The organism is Paraburkholderia sp. BL9I2N2, from assembly GCF_004339745.1.
Taxonomy (GTDB): Bacteria; Pseudomonadota; Gammaproteobacteria; order Burkholderiales; family Burkholderiaceae; genus Paraburkholderia.
Window position 1 is genome coordinate 432,705 of record NZ_SMGP01000001.1, and the last position, 24,243, is coordinate 456,947.

Sequence of the window (24,243 nt, forward strand, 5' to 3'; positions counted from 1 at the left end):
GACGGGCGAGGCGCGAGTCGCGCGGCGTCTACGGAAAACACCAGGTGTTGCGCGCGCGCGACCGTGTGTCTCAATTTGCATTGCTATGATGGAGCCACTGTTCCTCGGAGCGGCATTCATGGCGATCAGAGATTTGATGAACGGCGAACGGCAACAAGCTGCATTCGCTGAAGCGCAGAAGCTGGCGGACAGCGGCGCCTATCACGATTACACAGACATCGAATACGTCTTGCGCTTTGATTATGGTTTGTCTGATGTATCGACACTGCTCGACAGTCAGTTGATGCATCGCGACCTGAACCACCGTTGTGCGGATGCGCGCGAGAAGCTGGAGATGCTTAGCGTGTGATGCGTGATGCGTGTGGCTTATTTGTGGAAGCGTGTCTATTTTGCGAGGCGCTGTGCCCGGAGTGGGCGGCGCTAGTGCGTTGCATGATTCCTCGCGTGATCGCTTCATCGCTTTTGCGAAACGGGATGCGGTCGTGCGGATGAGTCGTACGCAGTGTCGTGTGCCGCCGTCACACCTGGAGTGATATTCATGGCTGGTAGCCAGCACGACCCGCATCTGCCGCATACCGACAACCCCGCTACGCTTTCGCAGCCGGGCGGTCATTACAGTCACGTCGCGGTCGCAAATGGTTTCGTGTTCGTCTCGGGACAATTGCCGATCACCGCGCAAGGCGACAAGCTATCCGAGGCCTCGTTCGAGGATCAGGCCGAACAGGTGTTGGCCAATGTGCAGGCCGCGCTCGAAAGCGTCGGCAGCAGCGTCGCGCAACTGGTGCAGGTGCGCGTCTACATCGTCGATGTCGAGAACTGGATGAGCTTCAATCAGATCTACGCGCGTTGGGCCGGTGAAGCGCGTCCGGCGAGAGCCGTCGTGCCGGTTCCTCAACTGCATTACGGTTTCAAGATCGAGGTCGAGGCGACCGCGCTGGTTTAGCTACGGCGTTCGTCTCTCGAGTTTTGGCGCGCGTTCGGGGCAGTGGGATAACGGCGTTCAACGGGTCGCGTCAATGCTTAAGCTCGGTGAACCACGAGTCCATTGAACTGGGCATTGCTCACACCGGCCGCGATATTCACGCCGACGTTGCCGCTCATGTTCGTCATCGCGCACGCGCCGATCGACGCAGTCGAGGCGCCGAGCTTTGCGCTGGCTCAGAAACCGACGCCTACTCCAACACCAACGCCGCCGCCAACGCTGCCACCACCAACGCCGACGCCAATATTAGTGCGCGGCGCGTAATAGCCGGGGCCATAGTCGTACGCAGGTACTGGCCCATAACCGTAGCCGTCCTGGTATGGCGCGGCCACCACACAGCCCGCGAGACCGGCCCCTAAGGCCAATATGCCGAATAGTCTGATCATGATCTTGTCCCCCTTCATGAACTGGACAGCAATATCCGGTCCCTAAGGCGTCACGAATCGGGACTAGGCCACGATAGGACGCCAGCGGTACCAAAACCGAAACTGTCCCAAGTTCGGGACCGTCTTGCAGGGCGTGCAACGCACGGCAACGCAGCCCAACGCGATGCAACGAGGGTGCTTGAAGGAATGATTGGAGCATCCGGCAAGGATGTATCTAGAAGTGCTTGGCATCTGCCTAGCAAGTGCACACGGATGATTACACCCAAGGCGACACCCAAGGCGGGCATTGGTGCAAGCTGTCGCCTAAAATTTAAGCGTGGCCATGACTTTGATGGAGGCTGCCATGAGCGACTCAATGTTGGCGATTTTGATAGGGACGATCGTGGTTGTGTTTGGCACAGGGATCTGGGCCGTTTCCGAGAACGAGGAGCGACTATCCCGCTGGTTCCGGGAACATCATCTGCGGGATTTGGTGCGCCACAAGTCCTGATGTACCCATTCAAGGACATTCGCATGGTTGGCGGGTTGTTTGGCGGGTCGAAACGAAAAACGGGCCGAAAGGCCCGTATTCATTGATGTTCTGGCGGAGGCGGTGAGATTCGAACTCACGGAAAGATTGCTCCTTCGCCGGTTTTCAAGACCGGTGCCTTAAACCACTCGGCCACACCTCCAAGCCCTAAATTGTAACCTGAAAGAACCTCGCTGCGGCGCCCGGTCGATCCGCAATCACTGCGGATCTTTCAGAAACAGCTCTTGCAAATCGTTCAGGAACGCCTGGCCGAGCGGCGTCGGTGCAATCTTTTCGTGGTCGCGCGTGATCAGCTTGCGCCGTTCGGCTTCCTGCAAGGCCGGTTCGATCGACGTCATCGACATCCCCGTCCGCTCGATGAACCGATGCACCGGAAACCCTTCCACCAGCCGCAGCGCGTTCAGCATGAACTCGAACGGCAGATCGCGCGGCCCGACTTCATGCTCTTCCTGCACCGCCGTACCGGCCTTCGCCTGCTCGATGAAGGTGGTGGGATGCTTGTAGCGCGCCTGCCGCAGCACGCGATTCGGAAACGACAGCTTCGTATGCGCGCCCGCGCCGATGCCGAGATAGTCGCCGAAGCGCCAGTAGTTCAGATTGTGCTTGCTCTGCCGATGCGGCTGCGCATACGCCGACACCTCATAGCGCTCGTAACCGGCAGCGGAGGTGCGCTCGTGAATCCAGTCCTGCATGTCGGCGGATGCATCGTCGTCGGGCAGGGCGGGCGGAAACTTCGCGAACAGCGTGTTCGGTTCGAGCGTCAGGTGATACAGCGACAAATGAGGCGGCGCGAACGACAACGCTGTCTCGACATCGGCCTGGCATTCGGCGAGCGTCTGCCCCGGCAGCGCGAACATCAGGTCGAGATTGAAGTTATCAAACGTGGTCGAGGCCACTTCGACGGCATGGCGCGCTTGCGCCGAGTCGTGAATGCGGCCGAGCGCCTTCAGATGAGCCTCGTTAAAACTCTGGATGCCCACCGAGAGCCGGTTCACGCCGCTCGCGCGAAACTGCGCGAACTTGGCGGCTTCGAAGGTGCCGGGATTGGCTTCGAGTGTGATTTCCGCGTCGGCGTCGAGCGGTAGCAGCGCGCGCACATCGGACAGCATGCGATCGAGCCCGGCCGCCGAAAGGAGGCTGGGCGTGCCGCCGCCGATGAACACCGTATGCACCTGGCGGCCCCAGACCAGCGGCAGCGCCATCTCGAGATCGGCGCGCAACGCGTCGAGATATTCGTTCTCGGGGAACGTGTCGCCTTTCCACTCGTGCGAGTTGAAATCGCAATACGGACACTTGCGCACGCACCACGGAAAATGCACGTACAACGCCAGCGGCGGTAGCGATGTCAGCCGGATGCTGCCCGGCGACGTGAAGGCCTTGATGACGCCGTTGCCGATGTCGGCGGGCGCCGGTTTGATCGGAATCACGCTTCCTCCGTCAGACGCGCGAGCAGTTGCCGCAACGCAATCGCGCGATGGCTGCTGGCGTTCTTCACCGCCGGTTCGAGTTCGGCGGCGCTCGCATTCAGCGACGGCAGGAAGAAGTACGGGTCGTAGCCGAATCCATGTGGGCCGCGCGGTGCGTCCAGCATTTCGCCATGCCAGCGGCCTTCGGCGATCAGCGGCTCGGGATCGTCCGCGTGACGCACCAAAGCCAGCACGCAGAAGTAGTAGGCGCGGCGATCGGTCTCGCCTTGCAACGCCGAGACGAGGCGCGCGTTATTCGCCGCGTCGCTCTTCTCACCGCCGGCAAGTTGCGCGTAGCGCGCCGAATAGACGCCCGGCGCGCCGCGCAGCGCGCGCACACAAAGGCCTGAGTCGTCGGCGAGCGCGGGCAGGCCGGTCAGTTTCGACGCATGGCGCGCCTTGGTCAGCGCGTTCTCGACGAAGGTCGGATGCGGCTCTTCGGCTTCCGGCACGTTCAACTCGCCCTGCGGAATCAGTTCGATGCCGGCCGCGCCGAGCAACGCCGCGAACTCGCGCAGCTTGCCGGCGTTGTTCGACGCCAGCACGACTCTCTTCAACGGCGAAGCGGACACGGCCGCGCCATTGTTTTGACTCACCTCATTCACCCTTTTGCTCCAGCGCTGCTTTCTGCTTCGCGATCAGCGTATTGATGCCGTCGCTGGCCAGATCCAGCAGCTCGTTCATTTCGTCGCGCGAGAAGGCCACACCTTCAGCGGTGCCCTGAATTTCGACGAACCCGCCCGCGCCCGTCATCACGACGTTCATATCGGTGTCGCATTGCGAGTCTTCGTCGTAGTCGAGATCCAGCACCGGCAGGCCGTCGTACACGCCCACCGAAATCGCCGCGACATAATCAGCAATCGGCGAGCTTTCGATGCGGCCCGTCGCCAGCAGTTTGGCCACCGCATCGTGTGCCGCCACGAACGCGCCGGTGATGCTGGCCGTGCGCGTGCCGCCGTCGGCCTGGATCACGTCGCAATCGATATGCAGCGTGCGCGCGCCGAGCTTCTCCAGGTCGAACACCGAGCGCAGCGCGCGACCGATCAGCCGCTGGATTTCCTGGGTGCGGCCGGTCTGTTTTCCGCGTGCGGCTTCGCGGTCGCTGCGCGTGTGCGTGGCGCGCGGCAACATGCCGTATTCGGCGGTGAGCCAGCCCTGGCCCCGGTCACGCAGAAACGACGGCACGCTTTCGGCAATGCTCGCGGTGCAGATCACCTTCGTATCGCCGAATTCGACCAGCACCGAGCCCTCCGCGTGCTTCGTGTAGTGGCGCGTGATGCGCACGTCGCGCAGCTGATTGGCCTTGCGGCCGCTGGGGCGTTGAGTGTCGTTGGTCATGTTGGGATCGGTCAGGAAGAAAAGCAGGAGGGAAAGCGCGATTTTACAGCCGATCGAGCGGGGTGGCTGCCCGCATGTGCGTTGGCTCTTCAAGGGGCGCCATCGCGGGGCGGCCTTTCCGCCAAAAATGGGATAATGCCGTTTCCCCGCCCCGCGTCTCGTACACGCCGGGCGATTCGACTCTCAGGCCATCGTCGAGCGCATGGCCACAATCGCGAGAAATACGATGATCTACAGCATGACTGGCTATGCGAGCGCCACGCGCGAACTCGTCGCGGCCTCGGGCACAGGTGGCGTGAGCGTATCGGTCGAACTGCGCACCGTGAACTCGCGCTTTCTCGATCTGAACTTCCGCATGCCGGAAGACGTGCGCGTGTGCGAACCCACACTGCGCGAGATGCTGATGAACAAGCTGTCGCGCGGCAAGGTCGATATCCGCATCAACCTGCAACGCAGCGAACAGTCCGCCAACGCGGGTTCGATCAACCACGACGCGCTCACGCAACTCGCGCTGCTCGAACGCACGGTGCTCTCGACGTTTCCGGAAGCAGAGCGGCTGCGCACGGGCGAGATTCTGCGCTGGCCGGGCATTCTGGCCGAAAGCGGCGTGGCGCCCGAAGTGCTGCGCGACGCCGTGCTCGCCTGCGGCAAGCAGGCCATCACCGACCTGATCGACGTGCGCGCTCGCGAAGGCGCGCAACTGGCGACCATGCTGATCGCCAACGTCACCGAGATGGAAACGATCGTCACGAAGATCACGCCGCTCGTGCCGGAACTGATCGCCAAGCATCAACAGAAGATTGTCGAACGCTTGCAGGAAGCGCTCGGCATCGCCGCGCCGGATACCGCCGCGACGATCGTCTCGCGTGAAGAGATCAACGAGCGGATTCGCCAGGAAGTGACGATGTACGGCATCCGTATCGACATCGCCGAAGAATTGTCGCGTCTCACGGCTCACCTGAACGAAACGCGTCACGTGATCCAGAAGGGCGGCAAGGTCGGCAAGCGCCTCGACTTCATGATGCAGGAGCTCAACCGCGAAGCGAACACGCTCGGTTCCAAGGCCGCCGCGAAGGAACTGGCGGATTCGTCGATGACCCTGAAGCTGCTCATCGAACAGATGCGCGAGCAAGTACAGAATCTGGAATAAGGCTGGAGCACCACCGACATGACCGACCATCACCACACACGCGAAACGCCGCGCAATCCGTACGCCGGTGCTTACCCCGGCAACCTGTTCATGGTCGTCGCGCCTTCGGGCGCGGGCAAGTCGACGCTCGTGAACGCGCTGCTCGCCGGCGACGACGCGATCCGCCTGTCGATCTCGTACACGACGCGTCCGCCGCGTCCGAAGGAGCAGGACGGCGAGCACTACCACTTCACCACCGTCGACGATTTCATGAAGCGTCACGATGCCGGCGAGTTTCTGGAAAGCGCGGAAGTGCACGGCAACTACTACGGCACCTCGCGTGTGTGGATCGAGGACCAGATGAAAAACGGCCATGACGTGCTGCTCGAAATCGACTGGCAGGGTGCGCAGCAGGTGAAAAAGCAGTTTCACAACGCGGTCGAAATTTTCATTTTGCCGCCATCGCTCGAAGCGCTCGAAGAGCGTCTGAAGAAGCGCGGCCAGGACGAGCCGAACGTGATCACACGCCGGCTGCTCGCGGCCGGCAGCGAGATGGCGCACGCGGCGGAAGCGGAGTACGTGGTGATCAACGAGAAGTTCGAACGCGCGCTCAGCGAACTGCAATGCCTCGTGGCCGCGACGCGTTCGCGCTTCGCCTCGCAATACGCGCGCCACACGCAGCTTTTCGTGCAGCTCGGCATTCACCTGCCACACGCGTAAGCGCGGCGGTGTACCGAGCACATAAGGTAGAATAAGCAACATACTGAGAAGGAACCCAACATGGCCCGCATTACCGTCGAAGACTGCCTCAAACAGATCCCGAACCGTTTCGAACTCGCGCTTGCCGCAACCTATCGCGCGCGTCAGCTCGCTCAAGGCCACACGCCGAAGATCGAAAGCCGCGACAAGCCCACCGTCGTCGCACTGCGCGAAATCGCAGCCGGCCAGGTTGGCGTCGAAATGCTGAAGAAGGTGCCTGTTTAAGTAAGGCGCACTGCTCCGGTTTCGACTACGCGTTTGCCATACCTGTTTGCGACACGCTTTTGCAACATCTTTGCCGCACGTAAGTGCATCAACGTGCAGACCGGCGTCCAACCCTAACCGCTACGGAGGCGAACATGAGTGCTACCCCGCCCACCGCCACGGAAGTGGAACACGACGCTGACTCGCCCTCGTCTGCACGGAAGTACATCGACGCGGTCCTCGAACAGTCGTTTCGCCATCTGTTCGGGCCGACCGCCACGCCGGAGCAACCGCGCCGGCATGACGTCGTCTCCATCGCCAAACTGACGTCCGCCTTGTCCGGCTATCTGCAGCCGGAAGAGATCAAGGACATCAAGTCGGCCTTCCATTTCAGCGACGAAGCCCACCTCGGCCAGTACCGCCAGAGCGGCGAGCCGTACATCACGCATCCTGTCGCCGTCGCGGAAATCTGCGCCGGCTGGAACCTCGACGCCCAGGCGCTCATGGCGGCGCTGCTGCACGACGTGATGGAAGACCAGGGCGTGACCAAGGCCGAACTCGCCGAGCGTTTCGGCGCGAAGGTCGCGGAACTGGTCGACGGCTTGTCGAAGTTGGACAAGATGGAGTTTCGCAATCGCGAGGAAGCGCAGGCGGAAAACTTCCGCAAGATGCTGCTCGCGATGGCGCGCGACGTCCGCGTGATTCTGGTCAAGCTCGCCGACCGGCTGCACAACATGCGCACGCTGGGCGCGGTGCCTCCGGAAAAGCGCCGCCGCGTGGCGCGCGAGACGCTGGATATCTACGCGCCGATCGCCCACCGGCTCGGCCTGAACAATACTTATCGCGAACTGCAGGACCTGAGCTTCGCGAACTTCAACCCGCACCGGTACGCCACGCTTGAAAAAGCCGTCAAGGCGGCGCGCGGCAACCGGCGCGAAGTGGTCGGCAAGATTCTCGAATCGGTGCAGCGCGCAATTGCCGACGCGAAGCTCGACGCCGAAGTCACCGGCCGCGAGAAAACCATCTTCAGTATCTACAAGAAGATGCGCGACAAGCAGTTGTCGTTCTCGCAAGTGCTCGATGTGTACGGGTTCCGCGTCGTGGTGGACAGCGCGTTGGAGTGCTATACCTGCATCGGCGCGCTGCATGCGCTGTACAAGCCCGTGCCGGGCAAGTTCAAGGATTACATCGCGATCCCGAAGGTGAACGGCTATCAGTCGCTGCACACCACGCTGGTCGGCCCGTTCGGCGCGCCGATCGAGTTTCAGGTGCGCACGCGCAAGATGCACGAGATCGCCGAAGCGGGCGTGGCCGCGCACTGGCTGTACAAGAACGGCGGCGCGGACCTGAACGACGTGCAGAAGCGCGCGCATCAGTGGCTCAAGTCGCTGCTCGATATTCAGAGCGAAGCGGGCGATTCGAGCGAATTCCTCGAACATGTCAAGATCGACCTGTTCCCGGACGCGGTCTACGTGTTTACGCCCAAGTCGAAGATCATGGCGCTGCCGCGCGGCGCCACGGCGCTCGACTTCGCGTATTCAATCCACAGCGACCTGGGCAACCAGTGCGTCGCGGTGAAGATCAACAACGAACTGTTGCCGCTGCGCACCGAGTTGAAGAGCGGCGACATCGTCGAAGTCATCACTGCGCCGTATTCGAAGCCGAATCCGGCGTGGCTCGGTTTCGTGCGTACCGGCAAGGCGCGCTCGGCGATCCGCCATTATCTGAAGACGATGCGGCTGAACGAGTCCGTTCAACTCGGCGAGCGTCTGGTCGACCAGGCGTTGAAGGGTTATGGGCTGGCGCTCTCGGATGTGACGCCGGAAGCGTGGGAAAAGCTCGTGCAATGGACGGGCAACAAGAACCGTCAGGAAATTTTCGCGGACATCGGTCTCGGCCGGCGTGTCGCAGCGGTCATGGCCAAGCGCATCGAAGTGCTGATGAGCGGCCGCGACGCCGACGACGACGGCTCGCGCTCCCACTCCGATTTGCCGCATGCGCCGCCGGTCGTCATTACCGGCACCGAGGGCATGTCGGTGCAACTGTCCGCGTGCTGCCGTCCGATTCCGGGCGACGACATCATGGGCTATATCGGCATCGGCCTCGGCATGGCGATCCACACCACGGATTGCCGCGTCGCGCAACGAATCCACCGGCGCGATCCGGGCCGCTGGATCGACGTCGCCTGGGCACCGCAACCGGGGCGTCTGTTCGACGTCGCCGTGAAGGTGCTGGTCAAGAACACCAAGGGCGTGTTCGCCCGCGTGGCGGCGGATATCACCTCGGCGGATGCCAACATCGTCCACATTGCAATGGACGAAGACCTGTCGCAGGAATCCACGGTGTTGCGCTTCGTGATCCAGGTCAGCGATCGTGTCCATCTGGCCAACGTCATGCGCCGGGTGCGCACGAACCCGGACGTCATGCGCATCGCGCGCGAGCGGCCGAGCGAGGAAGGCCATCACCGTCACGACGGCGGAATGCGCATCGACCGCGAGCGAGCGGATTACTGACCTTTCGTTTGACGCCTTGGGGTGGCCTCAGGGCGCTTCATTTCCCTCTTCAAATCTGAACGCACCGGCTACGCGCGTAGTCTCATCTGAAACTCAGGGAGAATGTTCGTGAACGTATCCGAACTCAACGGCCTGGCACTCGATTACTGGGTCGCCCGCAGCCTGCACGACTTCGTGCGCGAAATCTACTTTACCGACAGCGGCGAAACCGTGGCGGTTCGCGGCAACGATCGCGGACGTCCCTGGGATGGCCGTTTTACGCCTTCTACGTCATGGGAGGCTGCGGCGGCCGTGCTGGAGCGCGCGCAGCGGCTCGAAGTGCGTGAGCGCAGCCACCAGGGCGCGGCTCACTGCATCGCGGAATTCGAAGGCGGCCACCGAACCGTGGAAGGGCGGGGCGACTCGCTGCGGATCGCGCTGCTGCGGGCATTCGTCGTGAGCCGTTATGGCGAAACCGTGGAGAATGTGCTGCATGAAGCACAGGCGCTGGCCGGCGATCGGGCGCAACCAATCGGTGAGCGGGAAATTGGCGGCGAGCAGGCGATGGCGGCTTCGTTCGGCGATGTGCCGAACCCGGATGGGCAGATCGGAGATATTCAGTCGGCGCCGCGATAGAGGGGCGTGTTTGGTTGCCGCCAAGGCCTTCGGGTGCAGCGGAACCCAAGCGAGGCTGGAACCGACGGACAAAAACAAAGGGCCTTCCGATCGGAAGGCCCTTTATAGGTGGTGCGGCTGGCAGGATTCGAACCCACGACCCCTTGGTTCGTAGCCAAGTACTCTATCCAACTGAGCTACAGCCGCACGCTAAACGGTGATGCTTACTGCACTGAAACTGGGGCAAAACGTAAGGGCCTCCCCAGAGGGAGGCCCTCGAATAAGTGGTGCGGCTGGCAGGATTCGAACCCACGACCCCTTGGTTCGTAGCCAAGTACTCTATCCAACTGAGCTACAGCCGCACGCAGAAACGAGATTATAGCAAAGGTTTCGAAAAAGGGAAGCATGTAACTGCGATTTGTCGCATAGTCGTGATCGTGTACCCTTGATGGGCAGTCGTTTGCTGCAGTTACCGGATCATCATGAACAAGGCCTTTGTCAAAGAGTCGAGCGAAGAGAATGACGACGATCTCGACGTCGCCCAGCCGGACGTTCCCGCTGGAACGAAAAACTACATCACGCCCGCCGGCTACCGGCGCATGCGCGATGAACTACTGCATCTGATCGACGTCGATCGGCCGGAAGTGGTCAAACTGGTGTCGTGGGCGGCCTCGAACGGCGATCGCTCCGAAAATGGCGATTACATCTATGGCAAGCGCCGCTTGCGCGAAATCGATCGGCGCATCCGTTTTCTGACCAAACGGCTGGATCTCGCTGAAGTCGTCGACAGCAGCAAGCAGGAGAATGTCGACCAGGTTTTCTTCGGCGCGGCTGTGGAGTATGCGACGGAGGACGGCGAGGAGCATATCGTGACGATCGTCGGCATCGACGAGGTCGATCTGGATATCGGCCACGTGAGCTGGATCTCGCCGATTGCGCGCGCGCTGCTGAAGGCGAAAGTCGGCGATACGGTCACGTTGTACACACCGGCCGGCCCGCAGCCGATTGACATACTCGACGTCAAATATCCGCCGCCTGATACGGGCGGTTAAGTCACGGCTGACAGGCTTCGTCTCGTTCTCGCCGATCATCTCCCGCCTCAGGCATAAAAAGGCACAAAAAAAGGCGCCGCGAACGGCGCCTTCGAGACCACGGGTGTAACCCGCAGCTTTAGAAGCGGTGACGCAGACCTGCGGTCACAGCGACTTGCTTGTTGTTGCCCGAAGCGGCCAGACCGTTGATATCGGCATCCACGACTGCGTTTTCGTTGACTTGCTGATACTCGCCTTGCAGGTACACGTCGGTACGCTTGGACAGCGCGTACGCGGTTTGCAGGTTGAACTGGTTCCAGTGCGGACGCGTGCCAGCCAGGCTCGCGCGGGTGTACGTGTACGAACCGGCAATGCTGACCGCGGGCGTCAGCGCATAGCGAGCGTTCGCTTCAAAGTTCTGGAAGTGAGCGCTGTTGTTGCCGAAGGCGATGCCGTTGGTTTGACCCGATGCGCCAGCGCCGATACCGGCCAGGCTCGACAGGTTCGTTTGCGAATACACGAGGCCGACCGTTGCCGGGCCGAACGCGTAGTTAGCACCCGCGCCCCACGTTTGCTGGCGGCCCGCGAAGAACGTGTTGTCGCTCGACACCGCGCCACCCGAATTGAATGCAGCAGCCGCGCCGGTCGCGCCGTTGCTGTTCAGTTGCAGGTAAGCGGCGGCGACGTTCAGGCCACCCCAGTTGTACGACGCACCCGCGCTATAAGCGCGGTTGTTCGCGAAGCCGTCGGCCTGGTTCGAGAAGCCATACAACGCGCCGAACTTGAAGCCGCCGTAGTTGGCGCTCTGGTACTTGACCGAGTTGTTGATGCGGAACGAGTTGTTCAGGTTGTCGTTGTCGAACGGATGCGCGAACTGCGTGCCGCCGTATTGCGTGCCGGTCAGTGCCAGCGGGGCGACGTAGTCGACCATGCTGTCGTATTGACGGCCCAAGGTGACGGCGCCGAACTGATCGCTCGTCAGACCCACGAAGGCTTGACGGCCGAATTCGCGGCCGCCTTGCTTGAGCGTGCCGTCATTAATGCCGAAGCCGTTTTCCAACGTGAAGATGGCCTTCAGACCACCGCCCAGATCTTCAGATCCACGCAGACCCCAGCGGCTGCCGTTCACCGAACCGCTTGTTTCCTGCCAGTTGCTGTGACCGTGCTGGTTATTGGTATAGGTGATGCCGGCGTCGATCAAGCCGTACAACGTCACGCTGCTTTGCGCATGCGCGGCCGTTGCGAAGACGCCCGTGAGGGCGGCGACCATGAGTGTCTTTTTCATCTTGTAACTCCGAGAGCGAGAGTGGGCGTTGAACCCAGGCTTAGGGAGACCTTTCACGCGGGCGCTGCGAGAGGCGTAATCCGAGTGAGTTGCGCGCTCAACAAAATCGCGCTGGTTTCCGGTTAGGCAGAGTGTAGAGAGACACTTCGCGCAATGGACGTTCCGATTTCCGCAATAAAGTATTACGCGTTCGGAAACGATATGTGAGTGCCGGTTAAGCCTTATAAATAAAGGCTTCCAGCGATTTTCAAGAGAGGGGACCGATGCGAAGATGGAGTTGCGTTGCTGATTCGCGACACTAATCGATGCAAAAAAACAACGTAATAAAACGTAAAATGAGATTGTTGTTGTTACTGAAATAGATGATTGTTGTTTATGTGAATAATCGAAATGGAGTCGAGCCGGTATACTGAAATTTCTGCTTTCCGAAGCGGACTTTTTCGTTGACGAAAAAGATCTCCAAACCTTTGTCGGCGCGACTTCCCAGTCGCGCTTTTTTTTCGCCTGTGTTCCGCCGATTGACGACGCGCTCAGTGGGCAGGCGCTGCGCCGTCCACTTCGTTCCAGTCGTCCGCTACCGGGACGCTCCAGTCTTCCATGACATAGCGCCGCGCATCCATGGGGGACGACAGCAGGTTCTGCCAATGATCTCCGTGCCACATGGGATCGATTTCGAAGATAGACGGCGTGTCCGCGACCGGTGTGGATTGTTCGGAAGCCGTGTTTGCGTGCGAGTGGGTCAGCCAGTTAAAGAGGCGGCTGATTTGGTTGAACAGCATGGCAATCTCCCTAATGCGCGTTGCTACTACTACTGAATACGATCATCCTGCCGTGAACGCGGTGCAGCAAGTCGGACAAACACTTACGGAAAACATCTTTTGTTACATATTTTCAGCGATGTGCTGAAAATATTCCCGCTATAGCGCATTTCCGTAGTCGGGTGGGTAATATTGACTTGGTCTGATTATTCGGATCGCAGTGAATCTATGGGCTCGGCATTCTTAAACCAATAAGCGCAGGCTTATCGTATAGCGTGATAAGCGCATATCCAGAATTCGCTTGACGACAATTCTTCATTCCCCGTATAACGGCAATGCTGAATTTCGACCGCCGGATTTGATTGCGTGGCGCGGCCGTGATATTCGGCTGAGGGCAATGCCCGATATTGATAAATCCTCGAGGGAAACTGGAAAATGGAAACTGGTATCGTCAAATGGTTCAACGATGCTAAGGGCTTTGGCTTCATCACGTCGGATTCGGGCGGCGAGGATCTCTTCGCGCACTTTTCGGAGATTCGCGCGGAAGGATTCAAGTCGCTGAAGGAAAACCAGCGCGTCTCGTTCGACGTCAAGGCCGGCCCGAAGGGCAAGCAGGCGGCGAATATCCAGCCGCTGTAAGCCTGTCAACGTGACTCGGCGCTTGGCCACGCGGTAGAACGAACGAAAGCCTTCGCAAAACGCGAGGGCTTTTTTATGCCGAATTGTTTGTTGGCCGCGGCAATCGTTTTTAACCATCTGGTTCGGAATGTTTTGAACGGCCGGCCAAAATCTCCCGAATGACTTCTCTGTCATTTCCCGGTGTCCGCCGTGAAAACATAATGATTTCTGATTTGCAGGAGGCTTGCCGCTCACGCCAAAACAGGAACATTGCGCCTGAAGTCAGTTGACGTAATGCGATGCTATCCGGGTACTCGGCCGCCAACTGGTGCATACTTGCCGCAAAGCCACGCGTCCAAAGTCTCCTTTTCCATGTCTGAACAGTTTTTTCCGGAACCGGCCCTGGATGGTCCGATCGTCTTCGTCGACCTTGAAACCACTGGCGGCTCGACTGCCGAGCATCGCATCACCGAAGTGGGCGTGGTCGAAATAGGGCCTGCCGGCGTGTCGCGCTGGAGCAGTCTGGTCGACCCTCAGCAGCCGATTCCCTCATTCATCCAGCAGCTCACCGGCATCACGAATGCGATGGTGCGGGGCGCGCCGACCTTCGACGCGATCGCGCCGGCTCTCTTCGAGCGTCTGAACGGCAAACTGTTCGTCGCGCATAACGCCAGTTTCGATCGCGGTTTTCTGCGCGGCGAGTTTCGCCGGGTGGGGCTGGCGTTCGATCCGGACGTACTGTGCACCGTGCGCCTGTCGCGCGCGCTGTTTCCGGCGGAAAAACGTCACGGCCTCGATGCTTTGGTCGAGCGTCATGCGCTCGTGCCGTCCGATCGCCACCGCGCGCTTGCCGACGCCGATCTGATCTGGCAGTTCTGGCAGCGTCTGCACGGCCTCGTGCCGCTCGACGTATTGCGCACGCAGATCGAGCGCACTACGCGGCGCTACCGGCTCGCGGGCGACATCACGGAAGATCTGCTCGACACGGCGCCGGCGGGTTGCGGCGTCTACGCGTTCTATGGAGAAGAGGATTTGCCGCTGTATGTCGGGCGAAGCGTGCGCGTGCGCCAGCGGCTGCGTTCACATTTGACCGGCGAGCGGCGCTCGTCCAAGGATATCCGGCTTGCGCAGCAGGTGCGGCGCGTCGAGTGGCGCGCAACCGGCGGCGAATTGGGCGCCATGCTCGCGGAGGCGCAGTGGATCGCGACATTGCGCCCCGGCCATAACCGGGTACCGCGTGTCGCCAAGAGCGATCCGGCGGACGCGCCCTGGCCGTTCGAGGGGCCGATCGTGTTCGAGGAGCGCGAGGAGGCGTCGCAGGCGCGCGCTTTTCATGTCGTCGACCGTTGGTGTTACGTGGGCCATGCGGCGTCGCTCGCGCAGGCTGCGGAGTTGCATGCGTCGAGCGCAGCGGGATCGTTCGAGCTGTCGACGTATCGCATCTTGCAGAGCCATCTCGCCCGCGGTTTGCGTGTGATGCCCTTGAGCGTGTCGAGCGGAACGGCGGTGGCGAGTCTTGCCTGACGGCGTTCGTCGGCTCGGCTTTCAGCGGTTTCGTTTCAGCGGTTTGATGTTCAACCGATGGCCTGCCGTTCAAAAGCGGATTCAAGCGCGCGAGCCAACACCGCGGCCAATAATCCCAGCCTGAAACCGTGCGTTTTACCCCACTCCGAACTAACCCGTCGCGCCCACACCGCCCGTTTCGCACACGTGCCCAAGCGCGCGAGTCAACGCGCTCGAATGAGCCGAGTCATAGCGAGTCAGCGATTTCCAGTTAGCCAGCGATTGCGCGACGCGCGACGGACAATCCTGCGCCGCACGCAACGGCTGCACGCGTGCAAGGCCGGCCACGAGCGATTGCGTCAGTCGGTCCAACTGCGGTCTCGTGCTGGTCGCCAGATCGGGAGCGGGTCCTTGCGGCGCCTGGCCGCCGCGCCACGTGGCGAACAGCGCGTTTTGCACCTCCTTGCTGGCGTCGATCTGATCCTGAAAGAAAGCACGGGCGAACGCCGGGTCGACGTTTGCCGCGACGGCGCGCTTTTCGACATCGGCGAGGAGGGCGTTCTCGCGCGGCGTGTCGGTGATGTCACGGTGATTGACCCATTTCCAGCGCGCCACGGGTTCCGCGAGCGCGAGCCGTTGGGAGGCCAGCGCAATCAGATTGGTGAGCGCGGTATCGTCACCATCCGCGATGGCGGGAGCGGGCGCCAATGCAAGAGCAGCCAAAAGCGCAAGCGCGCATGACGCGCCGAAGCGGTACGAACGGTTCATGGAAGATGACAGTGGCCGAGCGGCCGCAGGGGAAAAACCAGAAGAATAGACGATGCGCCGAACGTGCGTCTGCGTTCCGGCGGAAATCTTCGGGAGGACGCTTGAATAGGCGAGCAAAAACACACGCCGGGCCGCACGGCCAGGCGTCGTCCGAATCAGACGGACTCGCCCCGCGTCACGAATCGAGCCGAAAACGAGCGGTCAGACGTGTGCATACAACCGCCGCGCGCCGGACGCGCGGACGTCGATGCTGCATCGCGCCACTGCCCCGTTACTTCGAGTCGCACGACTTGCGTTGTTCGTCGAAAAAGGCGCGAACGTGCTCCGGCAGTTCTGCACCCAAAAACTCGACGCCAGCGGGTTCCGGATCCGGGCAAAAAACTTTATCCGGGGTCGGAACTTTCGGTGGTTTGGCATCCATGATCTTTCTCCTTTACAAACCGATTATCGGCCTCGGTCCCCGTTTTGCACCAGCGCCTGATGCGGGTCACATGTTGTGTGTTGCTTTAACGGCACAGCCCAACAATGGAACGGAATGTTTGAATAGAATTTATCGGTTGACTGCTAATGCGCTGATTTCGCTTTCACCAGTCCCCGTCAGTCCGATACTTCCCGCTATTCCCTTCCTGACTTTGTCCCACGGGCTATTCAGCAAGCCGCCCTCGCTTTTGCGCACTCCCACATTCATATTGGCCGATATCAATCGAATTGCCGTGGATTTTTGTGCACTGCCGCATCGGCAGGATTTTCTTCTTAAGTGGCCGAACGTTCGTTAATTACCGTTCCGTTCAGTACGCGCCATTCGGCCCCCTAATCTTTTGTAAACGAACCATTCTCGAATTTCGTTGACGGCTAAAAGCATTTTTTAAGATTTTTTGCCTGAATAAGAAAACCTAACGTTCGGCAGCGAACGCTGGGCATTCGTCAGACGCTATTTCTACGCTGTCGGCACGGGGATTTTCACCGACGCGGAGTACGCAGCCGGTTTATCAGTCACTTCGACCTGTCCGTGAATCCGCGCTTGATGACCGTCTGCAAACATGTAATACGGGAATGGACGGGCCGGTTCCGACACGGCGTCGAGCCGCGCGATCAGTTCCGGCGTCAGCGTGAAGTCGAGCGAGCCGAGCGACTCCTGCAACTGCTCCGGCCGCGTCGCGCCGACGATGATGCTGGACACGCCACGCTTCTGATGCAGCCAGTTCAGCGCGACTTGCGCCATCGGCCGGCCGGCGAGATTGGCGACGGACTCCAGTTCGGCCACGATGCGAAAGTTGCGCTCAGTCAGCTTGTCGAATCCCGGCGGCGGCGCGCTGGCCATGCTGGCGAGGCGGCCGTCGCCGGAGAAACCGGCTGCCGCGCCGCTTTGCGAAGGCCGGTACTTGCCGGACAGCACGCCCATGCCGAGCGGACTCCACGGCACGAGCCCCATGCCGAGATTGGCGGCGAGATCGGCGAACTCATTTTCGGCATTGCGTTCGATCATCGAGTATTCGAGCTGCATGGCCGCGACCGGTTCGAAGCCGCGCCAGTCGGCGAGCGTCTGCGCGCGTCCGGCGAACCATGCGGGCGTATCCGACAAGCCGACATAGCGGATCTTGCCGGCGCGCACGGCGTCGTCCATCGCGCGCATGACTTCGTCCACCGGCGTGATGCGATCCCACGTGTGGAGGTAGTACAAGTCGATGTAGTCCGTGCCGAGCCGCTTGAGCGAGCCGTCCAGCGCGCGCAGCAGGTTCTTGCGATGGTTGCCGCCCGCGTTCGGATTGCCGGTCTCGGCGTTGTAGCCGTACTTGGTCGCGATCACGAGCCGCTCGCGCAGGCCGCGCGCCGCGACGAACTTGCCCAGCCATTTCTCGCTGGTGCCTTCCGTGTAGAGGTCCGCGGTGTCGATGAAATTGCCGCCGGCATCCACGTACAGATCGAACAGCCGTTGCGCGGACTTTTCCTCGACACCCCAGCCCCATTCGGTGCCGAAAGTCATCGTGCCGAGCGCGATCGGGCTGACGCGCAAGCCTGAGCGGCCGAGCAGGGTATAGCGATTCATCGTCATGTCAGTCTCCTTGGGCGGTGTCGTAGGAAAAATTGAATCCATGGCCTATCGTGCGCCGATTCTTTTCGTGGAAAAATGCCGCTTGTCTGCAAGGATTGTGAAGTCCGGCTTAACAATGGAGGCGACGATGGATCCTGCGCAATTGCCGGCGTTGATGGCGTTCGTGAGCGTGGCGCGTCACGGCAGCTTCACGCACGCGGCCGCCGAGACCGGCGTGACGGCGTCGGCGCTGTCGCAAAGCATCCGCTCGCTCGAAACGCAATTGAACGTGCGTCTGTTCAACCGGACGACCCGGCGCGTGGCGCTGACCGAAGCCGGCGCGCAGTTTCTCGCTCGCGTGCGACCGGCGCTGGGCGAACTCGAGGCCGCCTTCGAAGCGCTCGACGAAACCCGCGACCAGCCCGCCGGCAATTTGCGCATCAATTTGCCGCGGGTCGCGAGCGAACTGCTGGTGCTGCCGCATCTCGCGGAATTCACGCGCCGCTATCCGCAGATCCGTCTCGACATGACGCTGGACGACGGCATGGCCGATGTCGTCGGCGAAGGCTTCGATGCGGGCATCCGGCTCGGCGAACGGGTCGCGCAGGACATGGTGGCGGTGCCGTTGAGCGGCGAGATTCGCATTGCGGTGGCGGGCTCGCCGGGCTATTTCGAGCGCTATGCACCGCCCGCGACGCCAGCCGATCTCGCCGCGCATGACTGCCTGCGCTACCGCTTTGCGTCGAGCGGCGGCATCTATCGGTGGGAGTTCGCGCCACCCGATGATCCGGCGCGCGTGTTCGAAGTCGAGACGCGCGGCGCGCTCGTCACCAATGACTTGCGCACGATGGTGCAAGCGGCGGAGCAGGGTGTGGGTCTGCTGCACGTCATCGAGGACTACGTACGCGAGCAACTCGACGATGGCCGCCTAGTGCGCGTGCTCGACGCATGGTGTCCGAGCTTCCCCGGTTTCTATCTCTACACGGCGAGCCGCGCGCAGATGCCGCTCAAACTGCGCGCGCTGATCGATTTCCTGAAGGAGAAGCGCGGCGCTCGCTAGCGCGCACGCTTATTTCGCCTTCACGCTGCGAGTTGTTGCTGCAGATACTCCGCGGTGCGGCTTTCCTTCACGCGCACGATCCCGGCCGGTGTGCCGCTCGCCACGATCTTGCCGCCGGCGTCGCCGGCGCCCGGGCCGACGTCGATGACCCAGTCGCTTTGCGCGGCCACCCGCATGTCGTGTTCGACCACCACCACGGTATTGCCGGCATCCACGAGTCCCTGGAGTTGCACCATGAGGCGGTCGACGTCGGCGGGATGCAGGCCGGTGGTCGGCTCGTCGAGGATATAGAGCGTGTCGCCGCGTTGCGCGCGTTGCAATTCGGTGGCGAGTTTGATGCGTTGGGCTTCGCCGCCGGACAATTCGGTGGCGGGCTGACCGAGCCGCAGATAGCCGAGGCCGATGTCGCGCAGCACTTTCAGCGCGCGCATCACGCTGGGCTCGTCGGCGAAGAAATCGCAGGCGGCGTCGACGGTCAGGCCGAGCACCTCGGCGATGTTTTTATTGCGCCATGTGACTTCCAGTGTCTGTGCGTTGTAGCGCGTGCCGTGACAGGTCGAGCAGGGCGCATAGACGCTTGGTAGAAACAGCAGTTCGACGCTGACGAAGCCTTCGCCTTCGCAAGTCGGGCAACGGCCTTGCACCACGTTGAACGAGAAGCGGCCTGCGCCGTAGCGGCGCTTGCGGGCGAGCGGCGAGTCGGCGAACAGCTTGCGCACGTGGTCGAAGAGGCCCGTGTAGGTAGCGAGGTTGGAGCGCGGCGTGCGGCCGATCGGTTTCTGATCGACGCGTACGAGCCGCCGCAGCGCGCCCATGCCCTCGACGATGTGGCCGCCGGTCGGCGCGGTTGCGGCGGCGAGCAACGGGTCTTGTTCGTCGTCGTCCGGATTGTCGAAGACGCGGCCAAGGTGGCTTGCGACCAGTTCCGGCAACGCCTGGCTCACGAGGCTCGACTTGCCCGAGCCCGACACGCCCGTGACCGCAGTCAGGCAACCGAGCGGCAACTCGGCGTCCAGTCCGTGCAGATTATTGCGCGTGATGCCCGCGAGCCGCAGCCAGCCAGCAGGTTCACGCGACGCGCGCTCGACAGGCGCGGGCGGCGCGAACAGATGCCGGCGCGTTTGCGACGCTTCGACCTTCGCGAGTCCGGCGGGCGGCCCGCTATAGACCACATGGCCGCCTGCTTCGCCGGCCGCGGGACCGACGTCGACGAGCCAGTCTGCGCGCCGCATCATCTGCAAATCGTGTTCGACGACGAACAGCGAATTGCCCGCCGCCTTCAATCCCTGCAGCGCGCTGAAGAGCGCTTCGCCGTCGGCGGGATGCAGGCCGGCCGATGGCTCGTCGAGCACATACACGACGCCGAACAACTGCGACGACAACTGCGTGGCGAGCCGCAAGCGCTGCAATTCGCCCGATGACAGCGTAGGCGTACTGCGCTCTAGCGCGAGATAGCCCAGACCCAGATCGACCAATGTCGTCAGGCGTTCGAGCAACTCGGCTGCAATGCGCTGCGCGGCGACGCGTTTTTCTTCGGAGAGGTTAGGCGTGCGCCGCACGTCGGGCGAGGCTTTGTGCGCGGAACCACCGGCGGCGATCCGTTTGTCGACGGCATCGCGCATGGCGCTCTTGCTGAGCACGCTTCCTTTGGCGGCGGTTTGGTTTGAGTGTGCGGCATCGGCTTGAGGCCATTCGCCGCGCGCGATCGGTTCGAGCATCTCGGCAAGTCTCGCGAGCGGCAACTGGGCAAACTCGCCGATATCGAGTCCGGCGAATTTCACCGACAGCGCTTCTTTCTTGAGCCGCTTGCCATGACACGTCGGACAGACGCTACCGACCATGAATTGCGACACGCGTTTTTTCATCAACGCGCTTTGAGTGTTCGCGAACGTGTGCAGCACATAGCGGCGCGCGCCGGTGAAGGTGCCCTGATAGCTCGGCTCGTCGCGGCGCTTGAGCGCGGCGCGGGTTTCCTTAGGCGTGAGGCCGGCGTAGACGGGCGCGGTCGGCTGTTCGTCAGTGAAGAGAATCCAGTCGCGGTCTTTCTTCGGCAAGTCGCGCCACGGCTTATCGACGTCGTAGCCGAGCGTCACCAGAATGTCGCGCAGATTCTGTCCGTGCCAGGCGGGCGGCCATGCGGCGATCGCGCGCTCGCGAATGGTCAGCGAGTCGTCGGGCACCATCGATTTTTCGGTGACCTCGTACACGCGGCCGAGTCCGTGGCAAGTCGGGCAGGCGCCTTGCACGGTGTTCGGCGAGAAATCTTCGGCGAACAGCATGGGTTGCTTCGGCGGATAGTCGCCGGTGCGCGAATACAGCATGCGCACGAGGCTCGACAGCGTGGTCACGCTGCCCACCGACGAGCGCGCGCTCGGCGTGCCGCGCTGCTGCTGCAAGGCGACCGCGGGCGGCAGGCCTTCGATGGCGTCGACCTCGGGCACGCCGACCTGCTCGATCAGGCGTCGGGCATACGGCGCGACCGATTCGAAATAGCGCCGCTGTGCCTCGGCGTACAAGGTGCCGAATGCCAGCGACGATTTGCCCGAGCCGGACACGCCGGTGAAGACGACCAGAGCATCACGCGGAATCTGCACGTCGACGTTTTTCAGATTGTGTTCGCGAGCGCCGCGCACACGCACGAAGCCGGTGAATGCGGGGGCGTCGGCAGAGGGCGGTGTCGAGCGAGGTTTGCTGCGGATGGCGTCCATATCGATGAATAACGGATAAGCGCGACCCGGCGGATCGGGCGAACGCTGATGAGGTCGCACGGAACATGCCCGACGATGAAGTTGCGATGATGCCATTGACGGCGGCGCGTGCTCTGAGTCAATCGAGTAATCGCCGCCTATCATTGAAGCGATTATCCGCGCCCAGAGTGCGTTGGATAACGGACGCGCCACGGCCGGCGCGGAAGATGGCAGTCTTCGCCCTTCAGAGAGTTCGCCATGGAAAACGCTGTGTACTGGAAAGGTCGTCAGGTCGGAATCGAGTGTGACGGCCGGATTTTGTGGTTCTCGTCGGCGCCGCAGGAAGCGGTCGCGGCCTACGGCACTCAGCAGGCAGAGCCGGCGCGAGCGGAAGATTCCGTTGTGGCACGCAACCTCGGCGTGACAGCGCAATTCGATCGGCTGGATTTTCGTGGGTGATCCGCGACACGAGCAGAATCGGAAAAGCACACGCAGAAAAACAAAAAGCCCAGTCGCGAGGACTGGGCTTTTTGCTTGAATCTTGTGGTGCCGGAAAGAGGAATCGAACCCCCGACCTTCGCATTACGAATGCGCTGCTCTACCGTCTGAGCTATTCCGGCATCAGGAGAAACGAGATTATAGGGACTTCTTTATCGGCTTGGCAAGCCCCTGAACTCACTTTTTTGTTTCGAGATGGTAGCGGGTCACGCGGTCCACTTCGTTCTTCGAGCCGAGGAACACCGCCACCCGCTCGTGCAGGCTTTTCGGCTGGATGTCCAGAATGCGCTTCTCGCCGTTGGTCGCGGCGCCGCCCGCCTGCTCGACGATGAACGCCATCGGATTCGCTTCGTACATCAGGCGCAGCTTGCCTGGCTTGTCCGGCGTGCGCTTGTCGGCCGGATACATGAAGATGCCGCCGCGATTCAGGATACGGTGCACGTCCGCCACCATCGACGCGATCCAGCGCATGTTGAAGTCGGCCTGGCGTGAACCGTCCGTGCCAGCCTTCAACTCGCCGATGTACTGCTGGACCGGCGGATACCAGTGACGCTCGTTCGAAGCGTTGATCGCGTATTCACGCGTTTCGACAGGAATGCGCATGTCGCTTTGCGTGAGCACCCACGAGCCGAGTTCGCGGTCGAGCGTGAAGCAGTTCACGCCGTTGCCGGTAGTCAGCACCAGCACCGTTTGCGGACCGTACACCGCGTAGCCCGCGGCGACCTGCTGCGTGCCCGGTTGCAGGAACGACTGTTCGGTAGGCTGCTGGCCGTCCGGGCAGCGCAGCACGGAGAAGATCGTGCCGATCGACACGTTGACGTCGATGTTCGACGAGCCGTCGAGCGGATCGAACACGAGCAGGTATTCGCCCTTCGGATAGTTCGCCGGGATTGGGAAGAACTGTTCCATTTCCTCGGACGCCATGCCGGCGAGGTTGCCGCCCCATTCATTCGCTTCGAGCAGGATTTCGTTCGACAGAATGTCGAGCTTCTTCTGCACTTCGCCTTGAACGTTCTCGCTGCCCGCCGTGCCGAGCGCATCGCCCAGCGCGCCCTTGCTGACGTGGTAGCTGATCGCTTTGCACGCACGCGCAACGACTTCGATCAAAAGGCGCAGATCGGCCGGCAGGTTGTTGGTTTCGCGCTGCTGCTCGATCAGGTACTTCGTGAGAGTGGTACGACGTTGCAAAGCCATGCTGTACTCCGGGAAGGCTTGAGGAATATTCCGATTTTAACCGTTCGTTGTGTCGCTTCCGTGCTTTTACGCGAGAACCGTGTAGGGCGACGCCGCCGGGCACACTGATGCGGCTGAAATTCAGGCTTTGCGGCGCGCCTTGCCGGCCGTGAGCTTGCCGCTCACGCTCGCCGCGAGCGCTGCGGCACGGGCGTGTTCGCTTGAAACCTTCGGCATTTTCGGGCGGTCCGCCTTCGGCATGGGTTCGATCTCGCGTTCGATCTGTTCTCCGGCGGTCGCGGTGGCGACGCGCAGGTCGTAGGCGATTTGCAGGTTGAGCCAGAACTGTGCGCTCGCGCCGAAGTAGCGCTCGAGCCGCAGCGCGGTGTCGGCCGAGACGGCGCGCTTGCCGCGCACCACGTCGTTGATGCGCGGTGCCGGTACGCGCAGCGCAAGCGCGAGCGCGTTGACGGACATGCCGAGCGGTTCGAGAAACTCGCTGCGCAGAATCTCGCCCGGATGGATTTCCGGGATGCTGTCGCCCGTGTCGATGTCCGAGAAATCGATGCTGCCCAGATCGGAGCGTTTGATGACCATGCCGGTCTCCCAATAATCAGTGATAGTCGACAATCTCGACATTCAGCGCTTCCCCGTCGACGAAATGAAAACAGATGCGCCATTGCGCATTGATCCGAATACTCCATTGCCCGCTGCGCTGGCCTTGCAGCGCTTCCAGCCGGTTGCCGGGCGGCGCATGCAGGTCGCGGATGGACTTCGCGGCGTCGATCACAAACAGCTTGCGGCGCGCGAGCGCCTGCATGTGAAGCGGCAACGAGTACACGAATTTGCCCTGAAAGATTCTCGCCGTAGCTTTGTCGCCGAATGTCGTGATCATGGGATGATATAACGCATCGCGTTAAACGTAAACCG

At 61.7% G+C, this 24,243-nt stretch carries 26 protein-coding genes and 4 tRNA genes; 13 read left to right on the plus strand and 17 right to left on the minus strand.

Annotated elements, in window-relative coordinates; all coding sequences use genetic code 11:
- Positions 1–118 precede the first annotated feature (118 nt).
- Both B0G74_RS02000 and B0G74_RS02005 read left to right on the plus strand, forming a co-directional pair.
- Complete coding sequence (locus B0G74_RS02000; RefSeq protein WP_132373439.1) at positions 119–349, plus strand: hypothetical protein; 231 nt, start codon at positions 119–121, stop codon at positions 347–349.
- A 189-nt stretch (positions 350–538) separates the two neighbouring features.
- Positions 539–943, plus strand: coding sequence for a RidA family protein (locus tag B0G74_RS02005; RefSeq protein WP_132373440.1), 405 nt, complete (start codon positions 539–541; stop codon positions 941–943).
- Positions 944–1,158: 215 nt separating this feature from the next.
- On the opposite strand, the gene B0G74_RS46410 is transcribed toward B0G74_RS02005, so the two are convergent.
- The gene (locus B0G74_RS46410) at positions 1,159–1,368 is read right to left on the minus strand and encodes a hypothetical protein (protein ID WP_132373441.1); all 210 of its coding nucleotides are present in this window, start codon (positions 1,366–1,368) and stop codon (positions 1,159–1,161) included.
- A 343-nt stretch (positions 1,369–1,711) separates the two neighbouring features.
- Here B0G74_RS46410 and B0G74_RS45620 point away from each other — a divergent pair, with 343 nt between their 5' ends.
- Positions 1,712–1,858 (plus strand): hypothetical protein, encoded by a 147-nt coding sequence (locus B0G74_RS45620; RefSeq protein WP_165923800.1) that lies wholly within the window; start codon positions 1,712–1,714, stop codon positions 1,856–1,858.
- Between the two features lie 91 nt (positions 1,859–1,949).
- On the opposite strand, the gene B0G74_RS02015 is transcribed toward B0G74_RS45620, so the two are convergent.
- The 4 genes from B0G74_RS02015 to rph all read right to left on the minus strand — a co-directional run bounded on the left by B0G74_RS02015 (position 1,950) and on the right by rph (position 4,701).
- A tRNA-Ser gene (locus tag B0G74_RS02015) sits at positions 1,950–2,039 on the minus strand.
- Positions 2,040–2,094: 55 nt separating this feature from the next.
- Positions 2,095–3,324 carry a radical SAM family heme chaperone HemW gene (hemW, locus tag B0G74_RS02020; protein ID WP_132373442.1) on the minus strand — a complete coding sequence of 410 codons (1,230 nt, stop codon included), beginning with the start codon at positions 3,322–3,324 and terminating at the stop codon, positions 2,095–2,097.
- Positions 3,321–3,968, minus strand: coding sequence for an RdgB/HAM1 family non-canonical purine NTP pyrophosphatase (rdgB, locus tag B0G74_RS02025; RefSeq protein WP_132373443.1), 648 nt, complete (start codon positions 3,966–3,968; stop codon positions 3,321–3,323). Before rdgB ends, hemW begins: the two co-directional genes overlap by 4 nt.
- Positions 3,961–4,701 carry a ribonuclease PH gene (gene rph / locus B0G74_RS02030; RefSeq protein WP_132373444.1) on the minus strand — a complete coding sequence of 247 codons (741 nt, stop codon included), beginning with the start codon at positions 4,699–4,701 and terminating at the stop codon, positions 3,961–3,963. Before rph ends, rdgB begins: the two co-directional genes overlap by 8 nt.
- A 226-nt stretch (positions 4,702–4,927) precedes the next feature.
- On the opposite strand from rph, the gene B0G74_RS02035 reads away from it, so the two are divergent.
- From B0G74_RS02035 to B0G74_RS02055, 5 genes are all read left to right on the plus strand, one after another.
- Complete coding sequence (locus B0G74_RS02035; protein WP_132373445.1) at positions 4,928–5,851, plus strand: YicC/YloC family endoribonuclease; 924 nt, start codon at positions 4,928–4,930, stop codon at positions 5,849–5,851.
- Positions 5,852–5,869: 18 nt separating this feature from the next.
- On the plus strand, positions 5,870–6,550 hold the full coding sequence (gene gmk, locus B0G74_RS02040) for a guanylate kinase (protein ID WP_132373446.1): 681 nt from the start codon (positions 5,870–5,872) through the stop codon (positions 6,548–6,550).
- A gap of 60 nt (positions 6,551–6,610) precedes the next feature.
- Entirely contained in the window at positions 6,611–6,814 is a 204-nt protein-coding gene (gene rpoZ, locus B0G74_RS02045; RefSeq protein WP_006025620.1) for a DNA-directed RNA polymerase subunit omega, read from the plus strand.
- A 134-nt stretch (positions 6,815–6,948) separates the two neighbouring features.
- Positions 6,949–9,306: a bifunctional (p)ppGpp synthetase/guanosine-3',5'-bis(diphosphate) 3'-pyrophosphohydrolase gene (locus B0G74_RS02050; RefSeq protein ID WP_132373447.1), complete on the plus strand. Its 2,358-nt coding sequence runs from the start codon at positions 6,949–6,951 to the stop codon at positions 9,304–9,306.
- Positions 9,307–9,414: 108 nt separating this feature from the next.
- Complete coding sequence (locus tag B0G74_RS02055) at positions 9,415–9,921, plus strand: phage protein NinX family protein (protein WP_132373448.1); 507 nt, start codon at positions 9,415–9,417, stop codon at positions 9,919–9,921.
- A 109-nt stretch (positions 9,922–10,030) separates the two neighbouring features.
- On the opposite strand, the gene B0G74_RS02060 is transcribed toward B0G74_RS02055, so the two are convergent.
- Both B0G74_RS02060 and B0G74_RS02065 read right to left on the minus strand, forming a co-directional pair.
- Positions 10,031–10,107: transfer RNA gene (locus B0G74_RS02060), tRNA-Arg, on the minus strand.
- A 78-nt stretch (positions 10,108–10,185) separates the two neighbouring features.
- A tRNA-Arg gene (locus B0G74_RS02065) sits at positions 10,186–10,262 on the minus strand.
- A gap of 120 nt (positions 10,263–10,382) precedes the next feature.
- On the opposite strand from B0G74_RS02065, the gene greB reads away from it, so the two are divergent.
- A complete protein-coding gene (gene greB / locus B0G74_RS02070; protein WP_132373449.1) occupies positions 10,383–10,952 on the plus strand; it encodes a transcription elongation factor GreB in 570 nt (189 codons plus the stop codon).
- Positions 10,953–11,070: 118 nt separating this feature from the next.
- Here greB and B0G74_RS02075 read toward each other — a convergent pair whose 3' ends face one another.
- Both B0G74_RS02075 and B0G74_RS02080 read right to left on the minus strand, forming a co-directional pair.
- Positions 11,071–12,216 (minus strand): porin, encoded by a 1,146-nt coding sequence (locus tag B0G74_RS02075; RefSeq protein ID WP_132373450.1) that lies wholly within the window; start codon positions 12,214–12,216, stop codon positions 11,071–11,073.
- Between the two features lie 530 nt (positions 12,217–12,746).
- The gene (locus tag B0G74_RS02080) at positions 12,747–12,995 is read right to left on the minus strand and encodes a hypothetical protein (RefSeq protein ID WP_132373451.1); all 249 of its coding nucleotides are present in this window, start codon (positions 12,993–12,995) and stop codon (positions 12,747–12,749) included.
- A 414-nt stretch (positions 12,996–13,409) separates the two neighbouring features.
- Between B0G74_RS02080 and B0G74_RS02085 the strand changes: the two genes are divergently transcribed.
- Positions 13,410–13,613 (plus strand): cold-shock protein, encoded by a 204-nt coding sequence (locus B0G74_RS02085; protein WP_064268598.1) that lies wholly within the window; start codon positions 13,410–13,412, stop codon positions 13,611–13,613.
- A gap of 351 nt (positions 13,614–13,964) precedes the next feature.
- Positions 13,965–15,116 (plus strand): exonuclease domain-containing protein, encoded by a 1,152-nt coding sequence (locus tag B0G74_RS02090; protein WP_132373452.1) that lies wholly within the window; start codon positions 13,965–13,967, stop codon positions 15,114–15,116.
- Positions 15,117–15,266: 150 nt separating this feature from the next.
- Here B0G74_RS02090 and B0G74_RS02095 read toward each other — a convergent pair whose 3' ends face one another.
- The 3 genes from B0G74_RS02095 to B0G74_RS02100 all read right to left on the minus strand — a co-directional run bounded on the left by B0G74_RS02095 (position 15,267) and on the right by B0G74_RS02100 (position 17,910).
- Entirely contained in the window at positions 15,267–15,863 is a 597-nt protein-coding gene (locus B0G74_RS02095; RefSeq protein ID WP_132373453.1) for a chorismate mutase, read from the minus strand.
- A 271-nt stretch (positions 15,864–16,134) separates the two neighbouring features.
- Positions 16,135–16,284 (minus strand): hypothetical protein, encoded by a 150-nt coding sequence (locus tag B0G74_RS45625; RefSeq protein WP_007180815.1) that lies wholly within the window; start codon positions 16,282–16,284, stop codon positions 16,135–16,137.
- 516 nt (positions 16,285–16,800) lie between these two features.
- Complete coding sequence (locus tag B0G74_RS02100; RefSeq protein WP_243658095.1) at positions 16,801–17,910, minus strand: aldo/keto reductase; 1,110 nt, start codon at positions 17,908–17,910, stop codon at positions 16,801–16,803.
- A gap of 133 nt (positions 17,911–18,043) precedes the next feature.
- Between B0G74_RS02100 and B0G74_RS02105 the strand changes: the two genes are divergently transcribed.
- Positions 18,044–18,955, plus strand: a complete 912-nt coding sequence (locus tag B0G74_RS02105; protein ID WP_243658096.1) for a LysR family transcriptional regulator — start codon at positions 18,044–18,046, stop codon at positions 18,953–18,955.
- A 20-nt stretch (positions 18,956–18,975) separates the two neighbouring features.
- Here the strand turns inward: B0G74_RS02105 and B0G74_RS02110 are convergent, their stop codons facing one another.
- Positions 18,976–21,663 (minus strand): excinuclease ABC subunit UvrA, encoded by a 2,688-nt coding sequence (locus B0G74_RS02110; RefSeq protein ID WP_132376817.1) that lies wholly within the window; start codon positions 21,661–21,663, stop codon positions 18,976–18,978.
- Positions 21,664–21,900: 237 nt separating this feature from the next.
- Between B0G74_RS02110 and B0G74_RS02115 the strand changes: the two genes are divergently transcribed.
- On the plus strand, positions 21,901–22,101 hold the full coding sequence (locus B0G74_RS02115; protein ID WP_132373455.1) for a hypothetical protein: 201 nt from the start codon (positions 21,901–21,903) through the stop codon (positions 22,099–22,101).
- A gap of 85 nt (positions 22,102–22,186) precedes the next feature.
- Here the strand turns inward: B0G74_RS02115 and B0G74_RS02120 are convergent.
- The 4 genes from B0G74_RS02120 to B0G74_RS02135 all read right to left on the minus strand — a co-directional run bounded on the left by B0G74_RS02120 (position 22,187) and on the right by B0G74_RS02135 (position 24,208).
- A tRNA-Thr gene (locus B0G74_RS02120) sits at positions 22,187–22,262 on the minus strand.
- Positions 22,263–22,317: 55 nt separating this feature from the next.
- On the minus strand, positions 22,318–23,334 hold the full coding sequence (locus B0G74_RS02125) for a class 1 fructose-bisphosphatase (protein WP_132373456.1): 1,017 nt from the start codon (positions 23,332–23,334) through the stop codon (positions 22,318–22,320).
- 120 nt (positions 23,335–23,454) lie between these two features.
- Complete coding sequence (locus B0G74_RS02130) at positions 23,455–23,910, minus strand: HigA family addiction module antitoxin (protein ID WP_132373457.1); 456 nt, start codon at positions 23,908–23,910, stop codon at positions 23,455–23,457.
- Positions 23,911–23,926: 16 nt separating this feature from the next.
- Positions 23,927–24,208: a type II toxin-antitoxin system RelE/ParE family toxin gene (locus B0G74_RS02135; RefSeq protein ID WP_132373458.1), complete on the minus strand. Its 282-nt coding sequence runs from the start codon at positions 24,206–24,208 to the stop codon at positions 23,927–23,929.
- Positions 24,209–24,243 lie beyond the last annotated feature (35 nt).

Excerpts from the sequence above, each read along its gene's own strand:
- B0G74_RS02000 (WP_132373439.1), top strand. The coding sequence starts at position 119 with ATGGCGATCAGAGATTTGATGAACGGCGAACGGCAACAAGCTGCATTC.
- B0G74_RS02005 (WP_132373440.1), top strand. The coding sequence starts at position 539 with ATGGCTGGTAGCCAGCACGACCCGCATCTGCCGCATACCGACAACCCC.
- B0G74_RS46410 (WP_132373441.1), bottom strand. The coding sequence starts at position 1,368 with ATGATCAGACTATTCGGCATATTGGCCTTAGGGGCCGGTCTCGCGGGC.
- B0G74_RS45620 (WP_165923800.1), top strand. The coding sequence starts at position 1,712 with ATGAGCGACTCAATGTTGGCGATTTTGATAGGGACGATCGTGGTTGTG.
- rph (WP_132373444.1), bottom strand. The coding sequence starts at position 4,701 with ATGACCAACGACACTCAACGCCCCAGCGGCCGCAAGGCCAATCAGCTG.
- B0G74_RS02035 (WP_132373445.1), top strand. The coding sequence starts at position 4,928 with ATGATCTACAGCATGACTGGCTATGCGAGCGCCACGCGCGAACTCGTC.
- gmk (WP_132373446.1), top strand. The coding sequence starts at position 5,870 with ATGACCGACCATCACCACACACGCGAAACGCCGCGCAATCCGTACGCC.
- rpoZ (WP_006025620.1), top strand. The coding sequence starts at position 6,611 with ATGGCCCGCATTACCGTCGAAGACTGCCTCAAACAGATCCCGAACCGT.
- B0G74_RS02050 (WP_132373447.1), top strand. The coding sequence starts at position 6,949 with ATGAGTGCTACCCCGCCCACCGCCACGGAAGTGGAACACGACGCTGAC.
- greB (WP_132373449.1), top strand. The coding sequence starts at position 10,383 with ATGAACAAGGCCTTTGTCAAAGAGTCGAGCGAAGAGAATGACGACGAT.
- B0G74_RS02075 (WP_132373450.1), bottom strand. The coding sequence starts at position 12,216 with ATGAAAAAGACACTCATGGTCGCCGCCCTCACGGGCGTCTTCGCAACG.
- B0G74_RS02080 (WP_132373451.1), bottom strand. The coding sequence starts at position 12,995 with ATGCTGTTCAACCAAATCAGCCGCCTCTTTAACTGGCTGACCCACTCG.
- B0G74_RS02085 (WP_064268598.1), top strand. The coding sequence starts at position 13,410 with ATGGAAACTGGTATCGTCAAATGGTTCAACGATGCTAAGGGCTTTGGC.
- B0G74_RS02090 (WP_132373452.1), top strand. The coding sequence starts at position 13,965 with ATGTCTGAACAGTTTTTTCCGGAACCGGCCCTGGATGGTCCGATCGTC.
- B0G74_RS02095 (WP_132373453.1), bottom strand. The coding sequence starts at position 15,863 with ATGAACCGTTCGTACCGCTTCGGCGCGTCATGCGCGCTTGCGCTTTTG.
- B0G74_RS45625 (WP_007180815.1), bottom strand. The coding sequence starts at position 16,284 with ATGGATGCCAAACCACCGAAAGTTCCGACCCCGGATAAAGTTTTTTGC.
- B0G74_RS02100 (WP_243658095.1), bottom strand. The coding sequence starts at position 17,910 with ATGAATCGCTATACCCTGCTCGGCCGCTCAGGCTTGCGCGTCAGCCCG.
- B0G74_RS02105 (WP_243658096.1), top strand. The coding sequence starts at position 18,044 with ATGGATCCTGCGCAATTGCCGGCGTTGATGGCGTTCGTGAGCGTGGCG.
- B0G74_RS02110 (WP_132376817.1), bottom strand. The coding sequence starts at position 21,663 with ATGGACGCCATCCGCAGCAAACCTCGCTCGACACCGCCCTCTGCCGAC.
- B0G74_RS02115 (WP_132373455.1), top strand. The coding sequence starts at position 21,901 with ATGGAAAACGCTGTGTACTGGAAAGGTCGTCAGGTCGGAATCGAGTGT.
- B0G74_RS02125 (WP_132373456.1), bottom strand. The coding sequence starts at position 23,334 with ATGGCTTTGCAACGTCGTACCACTCTCACGAAGTACCTGATCGAGCAG.
- B0G74_RS02130 (WP_132373457.1), bottom strand. The coding sequence starts at position 23,910 with ATGGTCATCAAACGCTCCGATCTGGGCAGCATCGATTTCTCGGACATC.
- B0G74_RS02135 (WP_132373458.1), bottom strand. The coding sequence starts at position 24,208 with ATGATCACGACATTCGGCGACAAAGCTACGGCGAGAATCTTTCAGGGC.